Origin of the sequence: Nitratireductor sp. ZSWI3 (assembly GCF_024655565.1) — a bacterium.
Lineage (GTDB): Bacteria > Pseudomonadota > Alphaproteobacteria > Rhizobiales > Rhizobiaceae > Nitratireductor.
Genome location: NZ_JANKOF010000061.1, coordinates 1 through 22145 on the forward strand (window position 1 = coordinate 1; position 22145 = coordinate 22145).

20 protein-coding genes, 1 tRNA gene and 1 riboswitch are annotated in these 22145 nt (G+C 65.4%); of the genes, 12 read left to right on the forward strand and 9 right to left on the reverse strand.

Features of this window, described 5'->3' with window-relative positions:
* The 3 genes from NUU27_RS17135 to NUU27_RS17145 all read right to left on the reverse strand — a co-directional run.
* Nucleotides 1-421 (reverse strand): MFS transporter (locus NUU27_RS17135; RefSeq protein ID WP_257763368.1); only part of this gene is annotated, 421 nt, incomplete at its 3' end.
* Between the two features lie 239 nt (nt 422-660).
* Nucleotides 661-939 carry an acylphosphatase gene (locus NUU27_RS17140; RefSeq protein WP_257763369.1) on the reverse strand — a complete coding sequence of 93 codons (279 nt, stop codon included), beginning with the start codon at nt 937-939 and terminating at the stop codon, nt 661-663.
* A gap of 105 nt (nt 940-1044) precedes the next feature.
* The gene (locus tag NUU27_RS17145; RefSeq protein ID WP_257763370.1) at nt 1045-1692 is read right to left on the reverse strand and encodes a glutathione S-transferase family protein; all 648 of its coding nucleotides are present in this window, start codon (nt 1690-1692) and stop codon (nt 1045-1047) included.
* Nucleotides 1693-1951: 259 nt separating this feature from the next.
* Here NUU27_RS17145 and NUU27_RS17150 point away from each other — a divergent pair, with 259 nt between their 5' ends.
* From NUU27_RS17150 to NUU27_RS17165, 4 genes are all read left to right on the forward strand, one after another.
* The gene (locus NUU27_RS17150) at nt 1952-2974 is read left to right on the forward strand and encodes a P1 family peptidase (protein WP_257763371.1); all 1023 of its coding nucleotides are present in this window, start codon (nt 1952-1954) and stop codon (nt 2972-2974) included.
* Between the two features lie 115 nt (nt 2975-3089).
* Nucleotides 3090-4163 carry an imelysin family protein gene (locus NUU27_RS17155; RefSeq protein ID WP_257763372.1) on the forward strand — a complete coding sequence of 358 codons (1074 nt, stop codon included), beginning with the start codon at nt 3090-3092 and terminating at the stop codon, nt 4161-4163.
* A complete protein-coding gene (locus NUU27_RS17160; RefSeq protein WP_257763373.1) occupies nt 4144-5250 on the forward strand; it encodes a DUF1513 domain-containing protein in 1107 nt (368 codons plus the stop codon). Before NUU27_RS17155 ends, NUU27_RS17160 begins: the two co-directional genes overlap by 20 nt.
* Nucleotides 5251-5382: 132 nt before the next feature.
* Nucleotides 5383-5539, forward strand: a riboswitch (FMN riboswitch).
* Nucleotides 5540-5736: 197 nt separating this feature from the next.
* On the forward strand, nt 5737-6171 hold the full coding sequence (locus NUU27_RS17165; RefSeq protein WP_257763374.1) for a 6,7-dimethyl-8-ribityllumazine synthase: 435 nt from the start codon (nt 5737-5739) through the stop codon (nt 6169-6171).
* 70 nt (nt 6172-6241) lie between these two features.
* Here NUU27_RS17165 and NUU27_RS17170 read toward each other — a convergent pair whose 3' ends face one another.
* Nucleotides 6242-7357 (reverse strand): pyridoxal phosphate-dependent aminotransferase, encoded by a 1116-nt coding sequence (locus NUU27_RS17170; protein ID WP_257763375.1) that lies wholly within the window; start codon nt 7355-7357, stop codon nt 6242-6244.
* A gap of 169 nt (nt 7358-7526) precedes the next feature.
* Nucleotides 7527-8633 carry a porin gene (locus NUU27_RS17175; RefSeq protein WP_257763376.1) on the reverse strand — a complete coding sequence of 369 codons (1107 nt, stop codon included), beginning with the start codon at nt 8631-8633 and terminating at the stop codon, nt 7527-7529.
* 486 nt (nt 8634-9119) lie between these two features.
* Between NUU27_RS17175 and NUU27_RS17180 the strand changes: the two genes are divergently transcribed.
* The 4 genes from NUU27_RS17180 to NUU27_RS17195 all read left to right on the forward strand — a co-directional run bounded on the left by NUU27_RS17180 (nt 9120) and on the right by NUU27_RS17195 (nt 12162).
* A tRNA-Ser gene (locus tag NUU27_RS17180) sits at nt 9120-9210 on the forward strand.
* A 138-nt stretch (nt 9211-9348) separates the two neighbouring features.
* Nucleotides 9349-9582: a GIY-YIG nuclease family protein gene (locus tag NUU27_RS17185; protein WP_257763377.1), complete on the forward strand. Its 234-nt coding sequence runs from the start codon at nt 9349-9351 to the stop codon at nt 9580-9582.
* 129 nt (nt 9583-9711) lie between these two features.
* Nucleotides 9712-10839, forward strand: a complete 1128-nt coding sequence (locus tag NUU27_RS17190; protein WP_257763378.1) for a porin — start codon at nt 9712-9714, stop codon at nt 10837-10839.
* Nucleotides 10840-11232: 393 nt separating this feature from the next.
* Complete coding sequence (locus NUU27_RS17195) at nt 11233-12162, forward strand: site-specific integrase (protein ID WP_257763379.1); 930 nt, start codon at nt 11233-11235, stop codon at nt 12160-12162.
* 474 nt (nt 12163-12636) lie between these two features.
* Here NUU27_RS17195 and NUU27_RS17200 read toward each other — a convergent pair whose 3' ends face one another.
* Both NUU27_RS17200 and NUU27_RS17205 read right to left on the reverse strand, forming a co-directional pair.
* Nucleotides 12637-13527, reverse strand: a complete 891-nt coding sequence (locus NUU27_RS17200) for an alpha/beta fold hydrolase (protein ID WP_257763380.1) — start codon at nt 13525-13527, stop codon at nt 12637-12639.
* A gap of 275 nt (nt 13528-13802) precedes the next feature.
* Nucleotides 13803-15875 carry a lytic transglycosylase domain-containing protein gene (locus NUU27_RS17205; protein WP_257763381.1) on the reverse strand — a complete coding sequence of 691 codons (2073 nt, stop codon included), beginning with the start codon at nt 15873-15875 and terminating at the stop codon, nt 13803-13805.
* 249 nt (nt 15876-16124) lie between these two features.
* Between NUU27_RS17205 and dapA the strand changes: the two genes are divergently transcribed.
* On the forward strand, nt 16125-17006 hold the full coding sequence (dapA, locus tag NUU27_RS17210) for a 4-hydroxy-tetrahydrodipicolinate synthase (RefSeq protein WP_257763382.1): 882 nt from the start codon (nt 16125-16127) through the stop codon (nt 17004-17006).
* A 113-nt stretch (nt 17007-17119) separates the two neighbouring features.
* On the forward strand, nt 17120-17593 hold the full coding sequence (gene smpB / locus NUU27_RS17215) for an SsrA-binding protein SmpB (RefSeq protein ID WP_257763383.1): 474 nt from the start codon (nt 17120-17122) through the stop codon (nt 17591-17593).
* A gap of 165 nt (nt 17594-17758) precedes the next feature.
* Here smpB and NUU27_RS17220 read toward each other — a convergent pair whose 3' ends face one another.
* The gene (locus NUU27_RS17220) at nt 17759-18424 is read right to left on the reverse strand and encodes a uracil-DNA glycosylase (RefSeq protein WP_257763384.1); all 666 of its coding nucleotides are present in this window, start codon (nt 18422-18424) and stop codon (nt 17759-17761) included.
* The gene (locus NUU27_RS17225) at nt 18421-19002 is read right to left on the reverse strand and encodes an NYN domain-containing protein (protein ID WP_257763385.1); all 582 of its coding nucleotides are present in this window, start codon (nt 19000-19002) and stop codon (nt 18421-18423) included. Before NUU27_RS17225 ends, NUU27_RS17220 begins: the two co-directional genes overlap by 4 nt.
* A 294-nt stretch (nt 19003-19296) precedes the next feature.
* Here NUU27_RS17225 and rpoZ point away from each other — a divergent pair, with 294 nt between their 5' ends.
* Entirely contained in the window at nt 19297-19698 is a 402-nt protein-coding gene (gene rpoZ / locus NUU27_RS17230; RefSeq protein WP_257763395.1) for a DNA-directed RNA polymerase subunit omega, read from the forward strand.
* A gap of 124 nt (nt 19699-19822) precedes the next feature.
* Nucleotides 19823-22093 (forward strand): bifunctional (p)ppGpp synthetase/guanosine-3',5'-bis(diphosphate) 3'-pyrophosphohydrolase, encoded by a 2271-nt coding sequence (locus tag NUU27_RS17235; protein WP_257763386.1) that lies wholly within the window; start codon nt 19823-19825, stop codon nt 22091-22093.
* Nucleotides 22094-22145 lie beyond the last annotated feature (52 nt).

Sequence of the window (22145 nt, forward strand, 5' to 3'; positions counted from 1 at the left end):
CGGCCGTCATGCCGAGCATGGCAAGCCCCATCGCCGCCGAATGGTCCCGCGCCGGATAGTGGTCGGCGATAAGGGCGAAGACGGCCGGAATGAGCGCCGCGGCGGCGAGGCCGCCGAAGACGCGCAGGGCGATGGCAACCGGCAGCGACGGGGCGAGCGTGACGGCGCCGCCGTCGGCGGCGAGCAGCAGCAGGGCGGCCAGAAGCAGGCGGCGCCGCTCCGCCCGATGCGCGAGAAGGCCGATGAGCGGCGCGCCGATTGCATAGGAGAGGGCATAGAAGGAGATGAGCCAGGTGGCCGCAGCCGGCGTGGTGGCGAAGGCCCCGGCGATGGGCGTCAGCATCGGGGCGATCATGAATTCGGTGGCGCCGACGAAGAAGACGGCGAGCGCAAGCACCGGCAGGAGAAGCCGTGACGGCATGGAAGGCTCCATGGCTGGAGTGGACGGAGCGCGCGCGACGATCCGAAGCGGCGCATCGGCGAAAGCATCGGGAGAAGGGGAGACGACGGCCGGCGCGGGACAGGAAGGGAGAATGGCCGAAGTGCCGGCTGGAAGGCGCCATGGGGCGCGGCGGGCACGTCCCTTATCTGCCACCGAACGCGCGATTTTTCAAGGGAGCGGTCCGGGCAAGGAATTTGCCTCGATGATTTCCTGGTGGTCTAGCGGACGATCCGGAAGCCGGCGATGGCGGGATCAGGTTCGACCGTTTCGGTCGTGACGTTGGTGACACGCGCGGCCGGCGGCCCGTTGCCAAGGGCGCGCACCATCGCGGCAACGTCAGGGGCGGCTCCCACGATCAGTGCCCGCACCGAGCCGTCGGGCTCGTTGCGCACCCAGCCCGAAAGGCCGTGCCGGAGGGCTTCGGCCCGCGTCCAGGCGCGAAACGCCACGCCCTGGACGCGTCCGGTGATCCGTGCGCTGACGGCAACCATCGCCATCCGGAAACCTCGCCATCGTGATCGAGGTTTCATCCTATCACGGATGCCGGGCGGGCCTAATGGTCTGACCGAAACAGATGGTGCCCATCTGTTGGGATCGCACCACTAGGATGATGCGGCGGTGAAAACCGCCCGCTGGGCCTCGAAGGCACGCTTGTAGGCCGGTCGCGCCTCGCCGCGGGCGACATAGGCGGCAAGGTTGGGATGCTCTTCCAGCATGCCGGAGCCGTTCAGGCGGCGCAGCACCGTCACCATCAGCAGGTCACCGGCGCTGAACGCGCCGTCGAGCCAGTCGCCATCGTCCAGATGGCGGGAAAGATCGCCCAGCCGTTTGCGGATGCTGTCCTCGAGGGCGCCCAGGCGCTGCTCGTACCAGGGCTCGTCGCGTTCGAGGATCATGGCGAGGCTGCGCTCGAAGATCGGCGGCTCGACCGTGTTGAGCGCGGCGAACATCCAGGTGATCGCCCGCGCCCGGGCATGGGCGTCGCCTGGCAGCAGGCCCGCATGGCGCTCTGCGATGTGGAATACGATCGCCCCCGATTCGAACAGCGCGAGGTCGCCCTCTTCATAGGTCGGGATCTGCCCGAAGGGATGCAGCGTCCGATGCGCGGGTTCCTTCATCGCCTTGAACGAAAGAAGACGAACCTCATAGGGCTGGCCCACTTCTTCAAGCGCCCAGCGGACGCGCATGTCGCGCGCCAGACCGTTGCCGCGGTCCGGCGACCGTTCGAAGGCGGTGATCGTAGGGTTCATCGTCGCTCTCCATCGTTTTCCTGCCTTGAAGACGATCGGCCGGAAGGGATTCCGACACGGGTCGGCGATCCGCCGCTTTTCTGTATCGACCATGACCGGATGCTGGCATCTTGCAGTCTCCTGCGGGGTTGGCTAGCCCTGCTTGTGCCTTCTGCGCTGCCGGTGAAGCGGCCGGCCTCAAAACCTTCCGGGAGAGGATCATGCATATCTTCACGTCCGTCGACATCGAGGGCCCGCAAGGCGGGTGCGCCCGGCCGGCATGAGGATCTTCGACGCGGACGGGCGCTGGTGGGATCTGCCGGCCGGAGAGAAAAACGCCATCACCGACGTGCCGGGCGTGACGGTCGGCCATGCGACGCTGCGCGCGGGAAGGGCGCGGACCGGGGTGACGGCGATCCTGCCGCATGACGGAGATCTTTTCCGCCATCCGGTGCCGGCGGGGCTGGCCGTGCTCAACGGCTTCGGCAAGAGCGCCGGGCTGATGCAGCTTGCCGAGCTCGGCCGCATCGAGACGCCGATCCTGCTCACCAACACCTTCGGCGTCGCCGCCTGTGTGACCGCGCTGATCAGGCGGGCGGTGGCGCACAACCCCGAGATCGGCCGGAGGCTGCCGACGGTCAATCCCCTGGTGCTCGAATGCAATGACGGGCGCATCAACGACATCCAGGCGCTGGCGGTGAGCGAGGCGCTGGCCGCCGAGGCGATCGCCACCGCCGGGACGGCGTTCGAGCAGGGCACGGTGGGCGCCGGCACCGGCATGCGCACCTTCGGCTTCGCCGGCGCCGTCGGCAGCGCCTCGCGGGTGATCGCCCTGCCTTCGGGCGAGACCTACAGGCTCGGCGCGCTCGTGCTTTCCAATTTCGGCAGGCCGGGCGATCTGCGGGTGCTCGGCGAACGGGTGAAGACGCCACGCGAGCAGCGCACCGACCCCGAGGACAAGGGCTCGATCATCATCCTCTACGCGACCGACGCACCGCTCGATTCACGCCAGCTCGGCCGGGTGGCGCGGCGTGCAGGCGCGGCGCTCGGCCGGCTGGGCAGCTTCTGGGCCGACGGCAGCGGTGACGTCGCCATCGCCTTCTCGACCGCCAACCGGCTGTCGCTCGACGGCACGGTGGAGATGGTGGAGCGGCTCGCCGAGGCGCGCATCAACCCGTTCCTGCAGGCGGCGGTGGAAGCGGCCGAGGAGGCGGTGCTGAACGGGCTCTGGCACGCGCGGCCGGTCACCGGTCATGACGGGCTGGTGCTGCCGGCGCTCGGCGATCAACTTTCCCGCTCCTGAACGCGCCGGCCTTGCCGCGCAAGACCGGCAGGGGTAAGCCATGCAACGCCGCCGTTCCGGCCATAGTGATGGGTCCTGACCCCGCATCGCCAGGCAGAACTTTTCGGAGACACTGATGCACGCGCGCATTTTTCTTTGCATCATCGCCCTTGTTCTTGCAGCACCGATCGCCGCGCGCGCCGAGGAGGCGATCGCGCCCGACATCGGCGTGCGCGTCGTGCGGGACTATGTGAGCCCGACGCTGCGCGCCTTCAGCCAGACGAGCGGCAGGCTGAAAGGCACGCTGGACGATCTGTGCCGCGATCCGTCGCCATCGGCGCTGGAGGCGGCGCGGATCGCCTTCGCCGAGACGGTGGGCAACTGGGGACATGTCTCGGTGCTGCGCTTCGGACCGCTGGCCGAGGGCAACCGCTTCGAGCGTGTGTTCTTCTGGCCCGATCCGCGCGGCGTGACACTGCGCCAGGTGCAGGGCCTGCTCGGCTCCAAAGACGCACTGCCGGCGGACATCGCCGCTGAGAGCGTCGCCCTGCAGGGCCTGCCGGCGCTCGACTACGTGTTGTTCGGCACCGGCGCGGAAAAGCTCGGCGCGGCCGGCGGCGACGAGCGGCGCTGCCGCTACGGCGCGGCGGTCGCCGGCAATGTTGCGGGCATCGCCGAAGCGTTGATCGGGGCATGGGGCGAGGGCACGGCCTTCCACGCGGCTTTCACCGCGCCGGCGGCCGACCGCGATCCCTATCGCTCGGTCGGGGAGGTGGCGGCCGAAATCGTCAAGGCGGCCGGCACGGCGTTGCAGTTCACCCGCAACGCCGAGCTCTTGCCGGCGCTCGGCGACGCGCCGCAGAAGGCCAATGGCCGCCGCGCCCCCTTCTGGCGCAGCAGGCAGAGCTTCGCCTTCGCCGCCGCCCAGCTCGACGGGGTGAAGCAGCTGGTCGAGGCGGCGGGCTTCGTCGAAGGTCCGTCCGACACGGTCAACGGCTATGGCCGCGGCGTGGTCTTCGACGTTGGCCACGCGCGCGATGCGCTGCTGGCGGTCGCGGGCAAGCCTGAAGAGGCCTTTGCCGAGGAGGAAGACCGGGCGCGCATCGCCTATGCCGCCGTGGCCATGGAAGGCGCCAAGCACATGCTCAACGGCGAACTGTCCGGCGCGCTCGGATTGGTGATGGGGTTCAATGCGCTCGACGGAGATTGACCGCAGGACCTTTCTGGCGCTCTGCGGCGCGGCGACGCTGTGGCCGGCCGGAGCTGCGGCCGGAGAGGCCGGGGAGGCGCTGTTTCTCGGCGCACGGCTCAACGGCGGCGCCTTCGAGGCGGCGGTGATCGATGCGGCCGGGCGCGACCGGCTGGTGCTGCCGCTGGAAGCGCGCGGCCACTCCTTCGCCATCGACGCGCCGCGCCGCAGGGCGGTCGCCTTCGCCCGCTCGCCGGGCCGTTTCGCGGTCGCCTTTTCGATCGACGGCGGGAACGAGCCCGTGGCCTTCGCGCCGCCGCCCGAGCGCCATTTCTACGGCCATGGCGTCTTCACGCCGGACGGCCGCCTGCTGCTCGCCACCGAGAACGATTACGCCGGAGAGCGCGGTGTGACCGGGCTCTACGACACGACAGACGGGTATCGCCGCATCGGCGAGTTCGCCACCGGCGGCATCGGCCCGCATGAGGTGATCCTCTTGCGTGATGGACGCACGCTGTGCGTCGCCAATGGCGGCATCCTGACCCATCCGGATTACGAGCGGGTCAAGCTCAACCTGCCGACCATGAAGCCGAGCCTGGCCTATGTCGACAGCGAAACGGGCGACCTTCTCGAGCAGGTGGACCTGGCCCCGGAACTGCACCAGCTCTCGATCCGCCACCTGGTGCTCGATGGCCGGGGCCTCGTGTGGTTCGGTGCGCAATACCAGGGCGAGGACGGCGCCCGCCCGCCGCTGGTCGGCAGGCATCGCCGTGGCCGCAAGATCGAGCTCTTCGCCGGGCCGCAAGCGACATTGAAGGCGCTCGACAATTATGTCGGCTCGGTGTCGACGGACCTTGCAGGCGACATCGTCGCCACCTCTTCGCCGCGCGGCGGGATCGCCGTCTTCTGGGACGCGGCGACGGGCGCCTGCCTCGGCGAGCGCGTGCTGAAGGACGGCTGCGGGCTGGCGCCGCTCGGCGCGCGCCGCCTCCTGGAGACGAGCGGCCGCGGGGCGATTGTCCGCACCGGCCCCGATGGCGGCACCGAGAGCATCCGCCGCGAGGCGCCCGATGCGCCGGCCTGGGACAATCATCTGCGGCGGATATAAGTGTTCTAAAAAGAATTTATAAAACAAGAACATAGCTATCGGATATGCTCCAATCAGTTGGGGAAAATCGCATCCACCGCTGCTGCTCACCATCCGTGGCGCTTGCCGGTGCCCGCGCTTCTGCTATCTTCGCCCGGTTCTCAGGGCGGGGTGGAAGTCCCCACCGGCGGTGAGCGGCGCAGGCCGCAAGCCCGCGAGCGCCTTCCCATGATCGACAGTCGGGGAAGGGCCAGCAGACCAGGTGCGATTCCTGGGCCGACGGTGACAGTCCGGATGGAAGAGAACGTGCAGGGTCCGTGCCGTCTAGTGGTGCGATCCTGACAGATGGTACCCATCTGTCAGGAAAATCGCCCCACCAGATCAACAGCTTGTGGGCTGACTTGTCCAAACAGATGGGCACCATCTGTTTGGGTCAGACCACGAGAGCGGCGGGGAGACTGCCCGTGATCGCCTTGGGTGACGTGTCCGTTGCGAAAGGAGATCACGATGACACACACCCGCTACGCATTCATCAAGGCCAAATGGCATGCCGACATCGTCGACCGGGCGCTCGATGGATTCTGCGAGCTCATTCCCGCCGATCAGGTGGACGTTTTCGAGGTTCCCGGCGCCTTCGAGATGCCGCTTCTGGCGCGGGATCTCGCAGCGTCCGGCCGCTATGCCAGCGTCGCCGCGGCCGCCCTCGTGGTCGACGGCGGCATCTACCGGCATGACTTCGTCGCACAGGCGGTCGTCGACGGGCTGATGCGCGCCGGCATGGACACCGGCATCCCCGTGCTCTCCGTGTCGCTGACGCCGCACCACTACCAGCCGACCGGGCACCACACCGAGATCTATCGCCGGCATTTCGTCGAGAAGGGGCGCGAGGCCGCCGAGGCGGCGCTGATGATCGGCAGGACACGCGCCGCGCTGGCGGCGTAGACTCCAGTTCAAGAAAAACAGAATGTTGCGACGGCAGGCGGATCCGATTTCTCGCCTGCCGATCCAATTTTCAGCGCTGGTTGCGCACCGCCTTCAACGCCTCGGCGAAGGCTTCCTCGAAGCAGGCGATCTCTTCCTCCGGGCCGACGCTGACGCGGATGCAGCGGTCGAGGCCGGGCGTTGCCGGCTTGCGCACGAAGACGTCGCGGGCGATCAGGCCCTGCATCACCGCCTCGGCGACCGCCTTGCCGCCGCAGTCTATGGCGACGAAATTGGTGGCCGAGGGAATGGCGGCAAGGCCGTGCGCGGTGGCGATCCCGGCGATGCGCTCGCGGCAGGCCTTGATCCTGGCGATGGTGGCGGCGAGATACGCCCGGTCCTCGAGCGCCGCCAGGCAGGCCGCCTGGGTGATGCGCGGCATGCCGAAATGATTGCGGATCTTGTCGAAGGAACGGATCGTCTCGGCCTCGCCGATGGCATAGCCGCAGCGCATGCCGGCCAGCGCATAGGCCTTGGAAAAGGTGCGCAGGCGCAAAACGTTGGCCCGGCTCGTGTCGAAAGGGGGCAGGGCGGAAGCGGGCGCCGTCTCGCCATAGGCCTCGTCGAGGATCAGCATCGAGGTTTCCGGCAGGCTTTCGATGAAGCGCTCGATCTCGCTGGCCTCCCACCAGGTGCCCATGGGGTTGTCCGGGTTGGAAAGGTAGACGAGCGGCGCCTTCTCGCGCGCCGCGGCTTCGGCAAGGCCCGCAAGGTTCTCGCGATCGCCGTCATAGGGCACGGTGACGAGCCGCCCGCCGAAGCCCGCGACGTGATAGTTGAAGGTCGGGTAGCCGCCGAGCGAGGTGACGACCGGCGTGCCGGGCTCGATATAGAGGCGGGCGATCAGGCCGAGCAGCGCGTCGATGCCTTCGCCGATGGCGATGGTGTCCATGCCGACGCCGTGCTCGCTGGCGAGCGCCCGGCGCAGGTCGAAGCTTTCGGGATCGCCGTATTTCCAGACATCGCCGGCGGCCTCAGCCATCGCCGCGACGGCGCGCGGGGAGGGGCCGAAGCCGTTTTCATTGGCTCCGAGGCGGGCGCGGAAGGGGCGGCCCATGGCGCGCTCCTGCGTTTCCGGGCCGACGAAGGGCACGGTGGAGGGCAGCGACCGGGCGAGCGGGGTGAGGGGCGGGCGGGAGGTGGGCATTGCGTCGGTTCGGCACATCATTCGTTTCAGACGGCGCGACCCTACAGCAAGCCTCGGGCGAACGAAATCGCTTTTGCCTTCGCCGATCGGGCAACCGATGCCGGACGCCCAAAAAGAACAAGGCCCGGCAGAAGCCGGGCCTTGCTTGATCCAGTAACGGGACTTCGGATTAGAAGTCGCGCTGGATGCGGAGGAAACCGCTCCACTGGTTGAAGTCGTCGCCCGGGACGTCGAAGGACGAGTAGGTGACCGCCAGCTTGCTGTTCAGGTTCTCGACGATCTGGTAGTCGATCGTCGTACCGAGCTTCCAGCCATCGATGCCCGAATCGTGGTGACCGATGTCGCTGTAGTAGGAACCACCCAGCGAGGCCTTCAGCTTCGGCGTGAACTTGTAGCCGAGTTCGGCTGCAACCGACCACTCCGCACCCGGGAAGTAGGTGGAGCTGTAGGAGAAGGTGGAGATGTCGTCGAACGGATCGACCGAGTAGTAGCTGATGCCGCTCTCGTACTGAGCGAGCACGCCCAACCACATGCGGTCGGAGAGGTTCGCCTTCACGATACCCTTGACGGCGAATTCTTCAGCCGTTGCGTCGTAGGCAGCATAAAGGTCTGCGCTGCCCCAGCCCTGGCTGACGCCCAGGCGACCAACCACATTCGGCGTCCAGTCGTAGCTGTCGTCCGCTTCTTCGAGCGACAGCGAGGCCGTGAAGCCGTTGCCGCCGACGAAGGTGTAGTTGAGGAAGTGGACGCGGTTGTAGGGGAAGAAGCCGACATCCTGCTCGCCGGAGAGGCCCGTATCCCAGATCGAATCGGAGATACCCATGGACAGGCCACCGAGCGAGATGATCGCCTGCTGCAGACGGAAGTAGCCGCCGATGCCCTGCGAATAATGATCGCCGTCATTCAGACCCGGATCGAAAACCGGACCGCCATCGTCATTGTTCGTGTGGCCACGCAGCTTGATGAAGGCGCCCAGCGTGCCGTATTCGGTCTCGGAGCGGGCGTCGAAGTTCACCTCGGCGCGAGCATACTTGCTCCAGCCGTCGCCATCACCAAAGTCACCGCTCTGGAAGCCCATCTGGTAACGGACCATGCCGCTGATCTTGAGGCAGGTCTCGGTGCCGGGGATGTAGAAGAAGCCAGCGCCGTAGACGTCGCAGACGCGGACATATTCCATCGGCTCCGGCTCGGGGACGACGATCGGATCGGCCGCCTTGGCGCCGGTCGCTGCAGCCATCAGGGCCGCGGAGCCAATCAGAAGGCTCTTGAGTTTCATTTTCTGACCTCCAGTCAAAGTTCTAAATACGGGTCTGGGTATTTTGCTGAAGGACAGCGTTCCCTGCCCCATCCCCAAGAATGAAAAGTTCGCGCTCTCGCGCCCCCTTTCCGATCCCGACATTACTCATGGGGATCGGCGGTTCAACTGCGATTAGCCAGGAAGGGCCTCCAGTGACATGCTATCCGGAATGGCTGTTGCACAAATGACACGATCTGGGAGAGCGGGAAAGGTTTTCTTAACGTTTGGAGCCGCCAGAGACGCCGGCCGGTCGGCACTTCCGGATGAGGAACCCCATGTTTTCCGCCACGAATCGCAGCGAGCGCGCCCCGCGGACGGATCGTTCCGATTCCCTTTTCCCGGCGAGCCCGGCCGCCTGCCGCGTCGGACGGCAATGGCAACCGGCTGCCGCCCTTTATATTAAGTGCGCGAAAGGCAAATGCGATATTGATTGTCCGGCCGGTTTTCTTTATCCAGCCATTCGCCGGAGAGGTGGCCGAGTGGTCGAAGGCGCTCCCCTGCTAAGGGAGTAGACCCCAAAAGGGTCTCGTGGGTTCGAATCCCATCCTCTCCGCCACCCTACGCCCTTTGGGCTTCGGGTGGCAGGCCACCTGGAGCCCGCAGGGCGAAGGGTGTCTCCCGAAGCCTTGGCGTAGGGAGACTGCTCCCTCCTGAAAGAGCTTCGGATGTCAGTGCGCAGGGGGAGGCCGGTGCCGTGTGGTACGTCTATTTCCTCAGATTGAGCAATGGCGACGTCTATGTGGGATCGACGAACGATCTCAAACGGCGCTTCGCTTCGCACCGGGACGGATATGTGACGTCCACGAGGATGCACCGCCCGCTGATCCTCCTGTCCTATGTTGCCGTCGAAACCGAGGCCGTGGCCCGGCCGCTGGAGCGGTATTTCAAGCCCGGATCGGGCAAGGCATTCGCCAACAAGCGCCTGTGATGACGCCCTCACAGTTCTGTGCCTGCGAAAGCGGCAATGCCTCATAAAGCAATTGAATTTCATATGGTTGGCTTAATTCGCCACCTGTGATTTCCGCCTCCGTCAGCGATTCTGACTGGAGGTCAGAAAATGAAACTCAAGAGCCTTCTGATTGGCTCCGCGGCCCTGATGGCTGCAGCGACCGGCGCCAAGGCGGCCGATCCGATCGTCGTCCCCGAGCCGGAGCCGATGGAATATGTCCGCGTCTGTGACGTTTACGGCGCCGGCTTCTTCTACATCCCCGGCACCGAGACCTGCCTCAAGATCAGCGGCATGGTCCGTTACCAGATGGGCTTCTCCAATGGCGACATCACCGACGAGTTCGGCATTGATGATGGCTGGAACAAGTACGCTCGTGGGGAAATCAACCTCGATGCGCGCTCCGAGACCGAATACGGCACGCTGGGCGCCTTCATCAAGCTGCGTGGCACGACCTCTTCGGGGGCTCCTGAGGCCACTCCCGGCCTTAACGACGGTGATGCTTACTCGCAGGGTATCACGGGTTCCGGCGTGAACCTGCAGCAGGCGATTATCTCGCTCGGCGGCCTGTCCATGGGTGTCTCCGACTCGATCTGGGATACGGGCCTCTCCGGCGAGCAGGATGTCGGCTTCTTCCCCTACAGCCGCGTCCACTTCGTCAACTACACCTTCGTCGGCGGCAACGGCTTCACGGCCTCGCTGTCGCTCGAAGAAGCGGACAAGGATTACGATTGGACGCCGAATGTGGTTGGTCGCCTGGGCGTCAGCCAGGGCTGGGGCAGCGCAGACCTTTATGCTGCCTATGATGCCACAGGCGAAGAATTCGCCGTCAAGGGTATCGTGAAGGCGAATCTCTCCGACCGCATGTGGTTGGGCGTGATGGCCCAGTACGAGAGCGGCATCGGTTACTACTCGGTCAATCCTTTTGACGGTATCATTAGCCTTGGCTCTTCCGGGCTGAATATGCCTTTCCACGCCGGTGCTGAATGGTCAGTTGCAGCCGAACTTGGCTACAAGTTCACGCCGAAGCTGAAGGCCTCGCTGGGTGGTTCCTACTACAGCGACATCGGTCATGGCCTCTTGGGTGACATCGATGCATGGAAGCTCGGCACCACGATCGATTATCAGATCGTCGAGAACTTCAATGCCAAGCTGGCTGTGACGTATTCGTCGTTCGATACTTCGGGTGATGATGTTGATCAGTGGAACGGTTTCCTCCGCCTCCAGCGTGACTTCTAAGCCTCGCGCTTAGTGTTCGAAGCCCGGCGAGAACTCGCCGGGCTTCATTTCCCCGTCTCTTCGTCGGCGCGCGGGCGCCACATGGTTCGTCACGGGTTCCATGGGGAGAGGTTTGGCGAAGGGCGGGCCCGGATTGCAATGCATGCACCCCTCGGACAGGCGTTTAGGAGCCTGCCCCAACATGGCGACGCCAGGTATCGGATTCGGATTTCGAACCCACCTGCGCAAGGCGGAGTCAAAAAAACAGTGGACCTTCCTGAGCGGACGACATTAGTATCCTTCTGGGGACTTAGGTACGTTTGGGGAACTTAGAGATTTTTAAGCTTCAGGGGTGGGGCCAAACTCAGAGGGATACCGAAAGTAGAAACATAAGCATCCGGGAAGTGGCCTGACATGAGTTTGGTACACGAACTGGATGGCGAGTGGAATCTATCGGTTTCTCGCTATTCGGTAACGTTCAGCGACGATCGTCTACGGGTCGTTTCTGAGTTCAGTCTAAAAGAGTTGTTCGCGAAGTATGCAGACATACTTTGGGAGCCCGGGAAACACAGATACAATGTGACGTTCTTCATCGGTGAGCTCGACGAGCTCATGTTGGGGAAGCGCTTTAGCGCGTTCGGCCAGGAAACGCTGGACGAGCTGACCGGAAAATTGCGCGCCCGCGGAAACAGCAACGCGACCATCAATCGAAAGATGGCTGCGTTGAGCAAGCTTCTGCGGAAGGCGCACAAGATGGGTGATATCCACAGCTTGCCGGAGTTCCGGCGCCAGAAGGAGCGGTCCGGCCGGATTCGCTTTCTGTCGCGGGACGAGGAGGACATGCTGTTCGGAGCGATCGCCCGCCGCAACGAGGATGCGGGGCGCCTGTGCGTCTTTCTGGTCGATACGGGATGCCGTCTGGGTGAGGCGCTCGGGCTGACCTGGAACGACGTGATCGATGGCCGCGCCAGCTTCTGGATCACCAAATCGGCAAGGGCGCGCTCCGTTCCGCTGACCAAGCGGGCGCAGAAGGCGGTCGAGGTGCCGCGCGACGGCCTGAAAGGCCCGTTCGCGATGCTGCGCCAGGCGCAGTTTCGCACCATCTGGAACGATGCCAAGGCCGAGGTCGGTCTGTCGAAGGACGATCAGGTGGTGCCGCACGTCCTGCGCCACACCTGCGCCTCGCGGCTGGTCCAGGGCGGCATCGACCTGCGCCGCGTCCAGATGTGGCTCGGCCACCAGACCCTGCAGATGACGATGCGCTACGCGCATTTGGCGACCAGCGATCTCGACCCCTGCGTCGACGTCCTCGAGCGCCGCAAGAAGAAGGTCGGCCGGGGCTAGGGCAACTTTGCTTCAATATCTTAGTGGCCTGCTTATCCCAACCAAACTGATCAGTTTGGTTGGGGCAGGACATTAGTGCGTTTGCTCTTCTGAAGGAAGCTATGAGCCGATCGCGAGGTGTCGGCCCGGCGGCGTCGGCGCGCGGCCCCCAACCCTTACCCCGTCCCTTCAAGGGCATGGCAATCGCCGATGGCAGCCGTACGATCCTTGGCTCGGGATGCGGCATTCCACATATCGTTCAGAATTGATGACGGCTTCCTTCTCCCCGCGTGCGGGGAGAAGGTCCCGGCAGGGGATGAGGGGCGTGCGCCAACATGTCTGATTCACCCGTCCATCCCGCTATCTCCTCGATCTTTGGCGCTCGCCCCTCATCCTCACCTTCTCCCCGCGTGCGGGGAGAAGGGGCCTTGATCTTTGCGCACCACCTCCACCCACGTCGCCAACTCGAAGCTTGAGATGCGGGGCTGTGTCGGCTCAGCGGGAAGGCTGTCGCTCAGCCTTGTCGATGAAGGCGGCGATGCGGGAGGGCAGGGAGCCTGTTTCCAGCAGGGGCGCGTGTCCCTGGCCCTCGACGGTGATCGCCTCCATCGCCGGATGCCGCGCCGCCATCTGCGCCAGCGTCGCGGCGGACAGGAGGCGCGAATTGGCGCCGCGGATGACGAGCAGCGGAATGCCGCCCAACCCCTCGAAAAGCGGCCACAGCGTCGGCAGCGGGCTGTCGAGGTCGACGGCCTTGAGGGACTTGAGGAGATTCGGATCGAAATCGGCGACGAGCCTTCCGCCGTCGTCGCGGAAGATCGCCGCGGCGAAGCGCGCCCAGTCTTCCTCGGTGAGCGCCGGGAAGGCCTCGCCGTGAATCGCCTTCTGGATCTCGATGGCCTCGGCGAGCGTTTCCGGTCTCGGTGCGCGCTCCAGATAGGCGCGGATCTGCGCCAGCCCGTCGCCTTCGATCACCGGGCCGATGTCGTTGAGCACGACGGCCTTCAGCAGCATCGGGCGTGAGGCGGCGAGCGCCATGGCGATGAGGCCGCCGCGCGACGTGCCGATGAAGGCACCATGCTCGATGCCCATGGCAGCCAACCCGGCCGCGATGTCGGCCGCCTCGACGGCGACGTCGTAGCGGCGCCAGTCGGGATCATAGGCCGATTGGCCGCGGCCCCGGTAGTCGAAGGCGACCAGCTTGCGCGGCGCCCGCGGCCGCGTGGCGAGCTGCAGCGCCAGGGCGTGGAAGTCGCGCGCATTGCGCGTCAGGCCGGGCAGGCACACGACCGGCAATCCGCCGTTCTCCTGCCCGTAAAGGCGCGCATGCAGCCGCAGCCCGTCCTGTGCGGTGTAGAAGATGTCGCGGTATGCGCCGTCCGCCATCGTCGCCCTCCATGCTTCGCGGCAAGGTATAGAGCATTTTGCAGTCAGGTGGAATCACCTGACCACCGCATAAACTCGGAAAAACAAAGAGATAGAACGGGGCAACGTTCCCATGAAACGATGAACCGGTCTGGCGCATCGGCCCGAAAATCGGAATCGATTTTCGGAAAGCACGATGCGTAGATTCAAGGGTTTACGGCGTCCTTTGTGCGTCCGTTCGGACGCACGGCGCTGTAGCCGGGCAATTCGGGCGGCAGAAGGGCGGCGGCGGCGATTCAGCCGCCGGCCGCAAGATCGCCGGCAATGTCGAACCGGCCGGAAAGGCGCATCTTGTAGACTTGGTAGTTCTCCATCACCCGCTGCACATAGTTGCGGGTCTCCGAATAGGGGATGCGCTCGATCCAGTCGACGATCTCGTCGATGGGCTTGCCGCGCGGGTCGCCATAGCGCTCGATCCATTCGGCGGCCCGTCGCGGCCCGGCATTGTAGCCGGCGAAGGTCAGGACGTAGGAGCCGCCGAAGCGCCGCAGCTGCTCGTCGAGATAGGCCGCCCCGAGCCGTGCATTATAGGCGGTATCCTGCGTCAGCCGGTCGCGCGAATAGGGCAGGCCGCTCTTGCGCGCCATCTCCTGTGCGGTGCGGGGCATGAGCTGCAGCAGGCCGCGCGCCCCGGCGGGGGAGACGGCGGTACCGTTGAACTCGGTTTCCTGGCGCGCCACCGCATAGGCGAGCGCCTGACGCGCCGAGGCGAGGCTCGCCTCGGCCGGTATCGCCCCCAGCGGATGGGCCAGCGCGCCGATGCCGATGCCGCGCGCCGCGGCGATCTTGCCGACGCGCAGCGCCTGCATGTGGTCGCCGCGCTGCTCGGCCATCGCGGCAAGAAGGGCGAGTTCGCCGGGGCTCGTCAGCTCGCCCGCCAGGTCGCGGTAGAGACGGGCGGCGCGCCAGGCATGGCTGGTTTGTTCCAGCCTCTTGATCGCCCGCACCACCTCGCGCGCCGAAAACGCCCGGCGGTCCTCCGTGCTCGCCTCCGGATAGGTGGCCGCAAGCACCGTGCGGCCGATCCTCGCCGCGGCAAGCTGGCCGTAGAAGGCGGTGCCGTAGGCGGCGGCCTGTGCAAAATACGCGGCCGCCTCGCCGGGACCTCCCGCTTCGGCCGCGCGGCCGAGCCAGTAGTAGGCGCGGGCGTTGGAGATCGGTCCCTCGGCAATCTCGGCGATGCGCGCGAAGTGCCGGGCGGCGGCCCTGGGGTCCTTCAGCGCTTGCAGCGCGTACCAGCCGGCGTGAAACTCGGCATCGGCCGCCCGGGCCGGGCTTTCGGCCGCATGGGCGGCGGCGATGCGATAGGCGGTCTTGGCGTCGCCGATGTCGAGCAGTTCGCGTGACAGTGCGCGTCGCTCGATCCACCATTCGTCGGGATCGACGAGGGCGGCCGCGTCGCGCGGCGCGGTCAGCATGACGGTGGCGGCCTCGCGATACCGGTCGCGCCGGCGCAGATGGCGGGCCTTGGCAAAGATGTAACCGGCGCTGCGCTGGGCGGCCGGCACGGCATCGAGAAGCTTGCCGGCAGTCTTTTCGCCGCGGATGACGGCTGCCCAGGCATCGGCAAGCGCTTCGGCGCCGGCAAGGCCGGCCACGCGCTCGGCCGAGCGGACGCGGTCCTCATAAAGCATGCGCTCCATGCGGAAGCGATGGTCGGCTTTTGAGACAAGCTCGCCGAACTCGCGGATGAAGGCCACCTCCTGCGCCGCCTCGAGCTTGTGTGTGCGCCAGCGCGGCGACAGAACGGCGCGCGCCGCATAGCGCCGGCCGTTGGCCAGATGCGCGCGCGCCAGCGCGACAGCGCCCTCATAGGTCTTCGGCGTGCTGTTTCCCAAAATCTCAATCACAGTTTCGGGCGAGGGCCGCTCGCGGAAAAGGGCGCGCTCCGCATTGGCGCGCAGGTCCTCCATGCCCGGCCAGCCGGCGAGCTCCCGGCTGGTCCTGGCGATCTCCGCGCTCGACAGGGCCTTATCGCCGGAAAGGGCGATCGCCCAGGAGAGGATGCGCCGATCGAGCCGGTTGCCGGCCGAGCGGTCACGCAGCTGGCGGGCCATGTCGAGGTCGCCGCGGGAGACCGCATCGAGCCCTTCCATGAGGGTCGAAAGCTCCGCGTCGAGGCCGGGGACGGCACCGTCGATATCGGGGCGGACGGTCGCCGTCTGCGTGAGCTGATCGATCGCCGCCTGTGGCGCGGCGGCTGCGTTCGGCCTGGCAAAGGGGATCGGCGCCATGTCCGGCAGCGCCTGCGCCGCAGCGGATACGGGAAGGGCAAAGAGCAGGGCGGCGAGCGCAAACCGGGGTTTCACGGGGCAGCGGCTTTCCTCAGTGCGACACGGTCTGGAATGCGCAGACTGACCCATGATCGTAAAGGTCGTTTTAACCAGGGCTTTCATCGGCAGGCGGATGCGCGGTCCTTGTGTCGGAAGGGCGACAGACCGGGCTTTCTTGCAGCCCAGACATGGCAAGACTATGGTGCGCGACCCGATCTTCGGCTAGAAGCGGGCGGCGGCGGTGTGCCGCCGCATTGAGAAGCAATCATTCAGGAGTTCGAGAACATGTTCAGGGGGTCCCTCACAGCGCTTGTGACGCCGTTCGGCAAGGACGGGAGCCTGGACGAAAAAGCGTTCCGCGAACTCGTCGAATGGCAGATTTCCGAGGGCACGAACGGGTTGGTGCCGGTCGGCACCACGGGTGAATCGCCGACGCTCAGCCATGAGGAGCACCGCGAGGTGGTGCGCCTGTGCGTGGAGGTGACGGCGGGCCGTGTGCCGGTCGTCGCCGGGGCAGGCTCCAACTCGACGCGTGAGGCCGTGGCGCTGGCGCAATACGCCGAATCCGTCGGCGCCGACGGCGTTCTGGTCGTGACGCCTTATTACAACAAGCCCAACCAGCGCGGCCTCTACGAGCATTTCTCCGCCGTCGCGCGCGCCACCAGCCTGCCGATCCTCATCTACAACATTCCGCCGCGTTCGGTCATCGACATGACGCCGGAGACGATGGGCCGCCTGGCGAAGGATTTCTCCAACATCGTCGGCGTCAAGGACGCGACGGCGAAGGTCGACCGCGTCAGCGAGCAGCGCGCCACCTGCGGCACGAACTTCATCCAGCTTTCCGGCGAGGACGCCTCGGCGCTCGGCTTCAACGCTCATGGCGGCGTCGGCTGCATCTCGGTGACGTCGAATGTCGCGCCGCGGCTCTGCTCCGAGTTCCAGAAGGCCTCGCTGGAGGGCGATCGCGCCCGCGCCATCGAACTGCACGACAGGCTGATGCCGCTGCACAAGGCGCTGTTCATCGAGCCCAATCCGGGCGGCGCGAAATATGCGCTGTCGCGGCTCGGCCGCATGGAGAACGTCCTGCGCGCCCCGCTGGTGCCCATCGAGGCCGAGACGGCGGGACGCATCGACGCGGCGCTCAAGCATGCCGGGCTGATCAACTGACGCCCGGTTCAGCGCCCGGTATCTTCACCCTCGTGGTTCGCCTCTCGACGAGTTCGGGCGGCCCACCATGAGGGCGGGATGCCGCGCGGTATAGCAGATATGATCTAGAGCTTATGGCCAAGGACAAGAACCCGAACCTCAAGACGGTTGCCGACAATCGCAAGGCGCGCTTCTCCTACGAGGTGCTCGACACGCTCGAGGCCGGCATCGTCCTGACGGGGACGGAAGTGAAATCGCTGCGCGAGGGGCAGGCGAACATCCAGGAATCCTATGCCTCTATGGAGGGCGGGGAATTCTGGCTGATCAACTCGTACATCCCCGAATATTTCGCCGGCAACCGCTTCAATCACGAGCCGCGCCGCAAGCGCAAGCTGCTGGTGTCGAAGCGCGAGATGGCCAGGCTTGCCCAGTCGATCGAGCGCGAAGGCATGACGCTGGTGCCGCTGAAGCTCTATTTCAACGAGCGCGGACTGGCGAAGCTGCAGCTCGCCGTGGCGCGCGGCAAGAAGCTGCACGACAAGCGCGAGACCTCGAAGCAGCGGGACTGGAACCGCGAGAAGGCGCGGCTGCTGAAGCAGCATGGGTAAGTGGTGAATGGTGAATAGTGAATAGTGAATAGTGAATAGAAAAGTGTTGCGGGCGCGGGGCGGGCGGGTTTGCTTCACCATTCACCATTCACCATTCACCATTCACCATTCACCATTCACCATTCACCATTCACCATTCACCATTCACCATTCACCATTCACCATTCACCATTCACCCAGATAATCCCGCACCGCCGCAAACACATCCACGAACATCTCCTCCGTCAGGCGTCCGGTGTTGGTGTTGTAGCGCGAGCAGTGATAGCTCGAGAACAGCGCCAGCCCGTCGACATCCTGGCGTGCGCCGTGGACGAAGGGATGGGCGGCGACGCGTCCGCCCAGCGCCCGCACTGTCGATTGGTGCGAGATCAGCCCGAGCGTGACGACGGCCGCCAGATTGGGAAAGCGTTGCAGCGTCGGGGCGAAGAAGTGCTCCCGGCAGGTGTTGATCTCCGCGCCGACGGGCTTGTTCTCCGGCGGCACGCAGCGCACCGCGTTGGTGATGGCCGTTCCGATGAGCTGCAGGCCGTCATCCGGACGGGCGGCATATTCGCCGCGTGCAAACCCGAACCGGCGCAGCGTGTCGTAGAGAAGGTCCCCCGCGTAATCGCCGGTAAACGGCCGGCCCGTGCGATTGGCACCGCGCAGTCCGGGCGCAAGGCCGACGATCAGCAGGCGGACGGCGGCATCGCCCTGCGGCGGCGTGAAGGTGGGGACGGGCGCATTGTGCCAGGCCGGCTCGCGCGCCCGCCAGTCGGCGATGAACTGATGAAGGCGCGGGCAAAGCGCGCAGTCGCGCGGCGGCTCCGCGCGCAATGAAGCAGAATTCATAGATCGTCGAACGGCTCTTCTTCGGGCTCCACCCGCTTGGCGGGCCGTTCGCTTGTGGCACGCCCGACGGCATCGCGCAACGACACGAGGTCGATGAAGTTGTCGGACTGCCGGCGCAGGTCGTCGGCGATCATCGGCGGCTGCGACTGGATGGTCGAGACGACGCTGACCTTGCGGCCCTTGCGCTGCAATGCCTCGACCAGCGTGCGGAAATCGCCGTCGCCGGAGAAGATGACATAGTGGTCCACCACGTCGGCGACCTCGAGGGCATCGATGGTCAGCTCGATGTCCATGTTTCCCTTGATCTTCCGGCGGCCGGCGGAATCGGTGAACTCCTTTGCCGGCTTGGTCACGACCTTGTAGCCGTTGTAGTCGAGCCAGTCGATCAGCGGCCGGATCGAGGAATATTCCTGATCCTCCACCAGCGCCGTATAGTAGTAGGCGCGCAGAAGGTAACCGCGCTCGCGGAAACTGCTGAGCAGCTTGCGGTAATCGATGTCGAAGCCAAGGGCGCGGGAGGTTGCGTAGAGATTGGCCCCGTCGATGAACAAGGCTATTTTTTCACGCGGATCGAACATCGTCAAAAGTCCTTTGTCGCAATGGCCGAGTTGGAACGTCGCTGGGACACTCGCTGCAAAAACGGTCCGGAAAAGCTATCACTTATGGTGAAATAGCGCTGGAAAATGATAGTTCCAACCAATAAACAAATTTATCGCGAAAACAAGCAATGCAGGGTGGTGTTCGCCATCACGACGCCTCATTTTGCTGGTTGTCCGGCGGCGAAGCGCTGCGCCTCGCCCTTGAATTTTATGGGCAGGCGAGCTATGGACGCCCGAGATTCCTTCACAGATTGACGCATGAAAGGGGCACTCATGGCCCGTGTGACCGTTGAAGACTGCATTGACAAGGTGGACAACCGCTTCGAGCTGGTTCTCCTGGCCAGCCATCGCGCCCGCCAGATCTCCCAGGGCGAGTCCATCACGGTCGACCGCGACAACGACAAGAACCCCGTGGTCGCGCTGCGCGAGATCGCCGACGAGACGCTCTCGCCGGGCGACCTCAAGGAGGCGCTGATCCACTCGCTGCAGAAGCACGTGGAAGTGGACGAGCCGGAAGCGGATCTGCCGGCCATCGGCGGCGAGGCCGGCCAGGCCGATGTCGAGATGGGCGCCGAGACCGAGGAAGAGGCGGTTTCCTTCGATCGTATGAGCGAGGAAGAGCTGCTTGCCGGCATCGAAGGCCTCGTCCCGCCGGAAAAGAACGACGATTTCTGACCGGCACGGCGGTTTCGCCGCACGGTCTCTTCCGTGACTCAATTTTCGTGCCTATCCTGAGCATGCGCCGCGTTCCTCGCGGCGCATGTTTTGCTTTGCATAAACAATAACAAGGAAGCCGCCCATGATGCGTCAGTACGAGCTTGTCGAGCGTGTCCAGCGCTACAAGCCGGACGTCAACGAGGCGCTTCTCAACAAGGCATATGTCTACGCGATGCAGAAGCACGGCCATCAGCGCCGCGCTTCTGGTGATCCTTATTTTTCGCACCCGCTCGAGGTGGCGGCGATCCTCACCGACATGCATCTGGACGAGGCGACCATCGCGGTCGCGCTCCTGCACGATACGATCGAGGACACGACGGCGACGCGCGCCGAGATCGACGAACTGTTCGGCCCGGACATCGGCAAGCTCGTCGAGGGGCTGACCAAGCTGAAGCGTCTCGACCTGGTGTCGAAAAAGGCGCATCAGGCGGAAAACCTGCGCAAGCTGCTGCTGGCCATCTCCGACGATGTGCGCGTGCTGCTCGTCAAGCTCGCCGACCGGCTGCACAACATGCGCACCCTCGACCACGTGCCCGAGCACAAGCGCCTGCGCATCGCCGAGGAGACGATGGACATCTACGCGCCGCTCGCCGGTCGCATGGGCATGCAGGACATGCGCGAGGAGCTGGAGGAACTTGCCTTCCGCTACATCAATCCGGAAGCGTTCCGCGCGGTGACCGAGCGTCTGGCCGAGTTCTTCGAGAAGAACCGCGGCGTCATCAAGGCCATCGAGGAAGCGCTGTCGCACCTCTTCGCCAAGCACCGGATCAAGGCGTTGGTGAAGAGTCGCCAGAAGAAGCCCTGGTCGGTGTTCCGCAAGATGGAGACCAAGGCGCTGTCGTTCGAGCAGCTCTCCGACATCTTCGGCTTCCGCGTTCTCGTCGACACGGTGGAAGATTGCTATCGCGCGCTCGGCCTCATCCATTCCACATGGTCGATGGTGCCGGGGCGGTTCAAGGACTACATCTCGACGCCCAAGCAGAACGACTATCGCTCGATCCACACGACGATCGTCGGCCCCTCGCGCCAGCGCGTCGAGCTGCAGATCCGCACCTTCGAGATGCACAGGATCGCCGAATACGGCGTCGCCGCCCATTCGATCTACAAGGACATGGGCGGCAAGGTGAACGGCGCCGACCACAAGATCTCACGCGACACCAACGCCTATGCATGGCTGCGCCGCACCATCGAGGCGCTGTCGGAAGGCGATACGCCCGAGGATTTCCTGGAAAACACCAAGCTGGAGCTGTTCCAGGACCAGGTCTTCTGCTTTACGCCGAAGGGCAGGCTGATCGCGCTGCCGCGCGGGGCGACGCCGATCGACTTCGCCTATGCGGTGCACACCGATGTGGGCGACACCTGCGTCGGTGCCAAGGTGAACGGCCGCATCATGCCGCTGATGACGGAACTGAAGAATGGCGACGAGGTGGAGATCATCCGCTCCAAGGCGCAGGTGCCGCCGGCGGCGTGGGAATCGGTGGTCGTCACCGGCAAGGCGCGCGCGGCCATCCGGCGCGCCACGCGCAACGCCATCCGCAAGCAGTATTCCGGCCTTGGCGCGCGAATCCTGGAGCGCGCCTTCGAACGGGCCGGCAAGGTCTTTTCGCGTGAGGCGCTGAAGCCGGTCCTGCACCGGCTGGCGCGGCAGGACGTGGATGACGTGCTGGCCGCGGTCGGCCGCGGCGAGCTCTCCTCGCAGGACGTGGTGCGGGCGGTCTTCCCCGATTACAAGGACGAACGCATCACCCAGCCGCCAAAGGAGCGTGGCGAGGAGGGCTGGTTCAACCTGCGCAATGCCGCCGGCATGCTGTTCCAGATCCCCGGCCGCTCGTCGCGCAAGGCCAAGCGCGCCAAGGGAGGTGACGGGGCCAAGGAGCCGAAGGGCGGGCAGGCAGGGATGCCGGGCGCGCTTCCGATCCGCGGCGTCTCCGGCGACCTGCCGGTGCGCTTCGCGCCGGAGGGCGCTGTGCCGGGCGACCGCATCGTCGGCATCCTGCATCCGGGCTCGGGCATCACCATCTATCCTATCCAGTCGCCGGCCCTGACGGCCTTCGACGACCAGCCGGAGCGCTGGATCGACGTGCGCTGGGACATTGACGAGAACATGAAGGAGCGTTTCCCGGTCCGCCTCTCGGTGACGGCGATCAACGAGCCCGGCTCGCTCGCCGAGATCTCGCAGGTGATCGCCTCCAACGATGCCAACATCCACACCCTGTCGATGGAGCGCACGGCACCGGATTTCACCGACATGGTCTTCGATCTCGAGGTCTGGGATCTGAAGCACCTGAACCGGCTGATCTCGCAACTGAAGGAGATCAGCTGCGTCAGCGACGCCCACCGGGTGAACGGGTAGAACATTCCGCAGCGGCCTCGGCATGCGCCGCAATTCCGCCGCTTCAAACGGC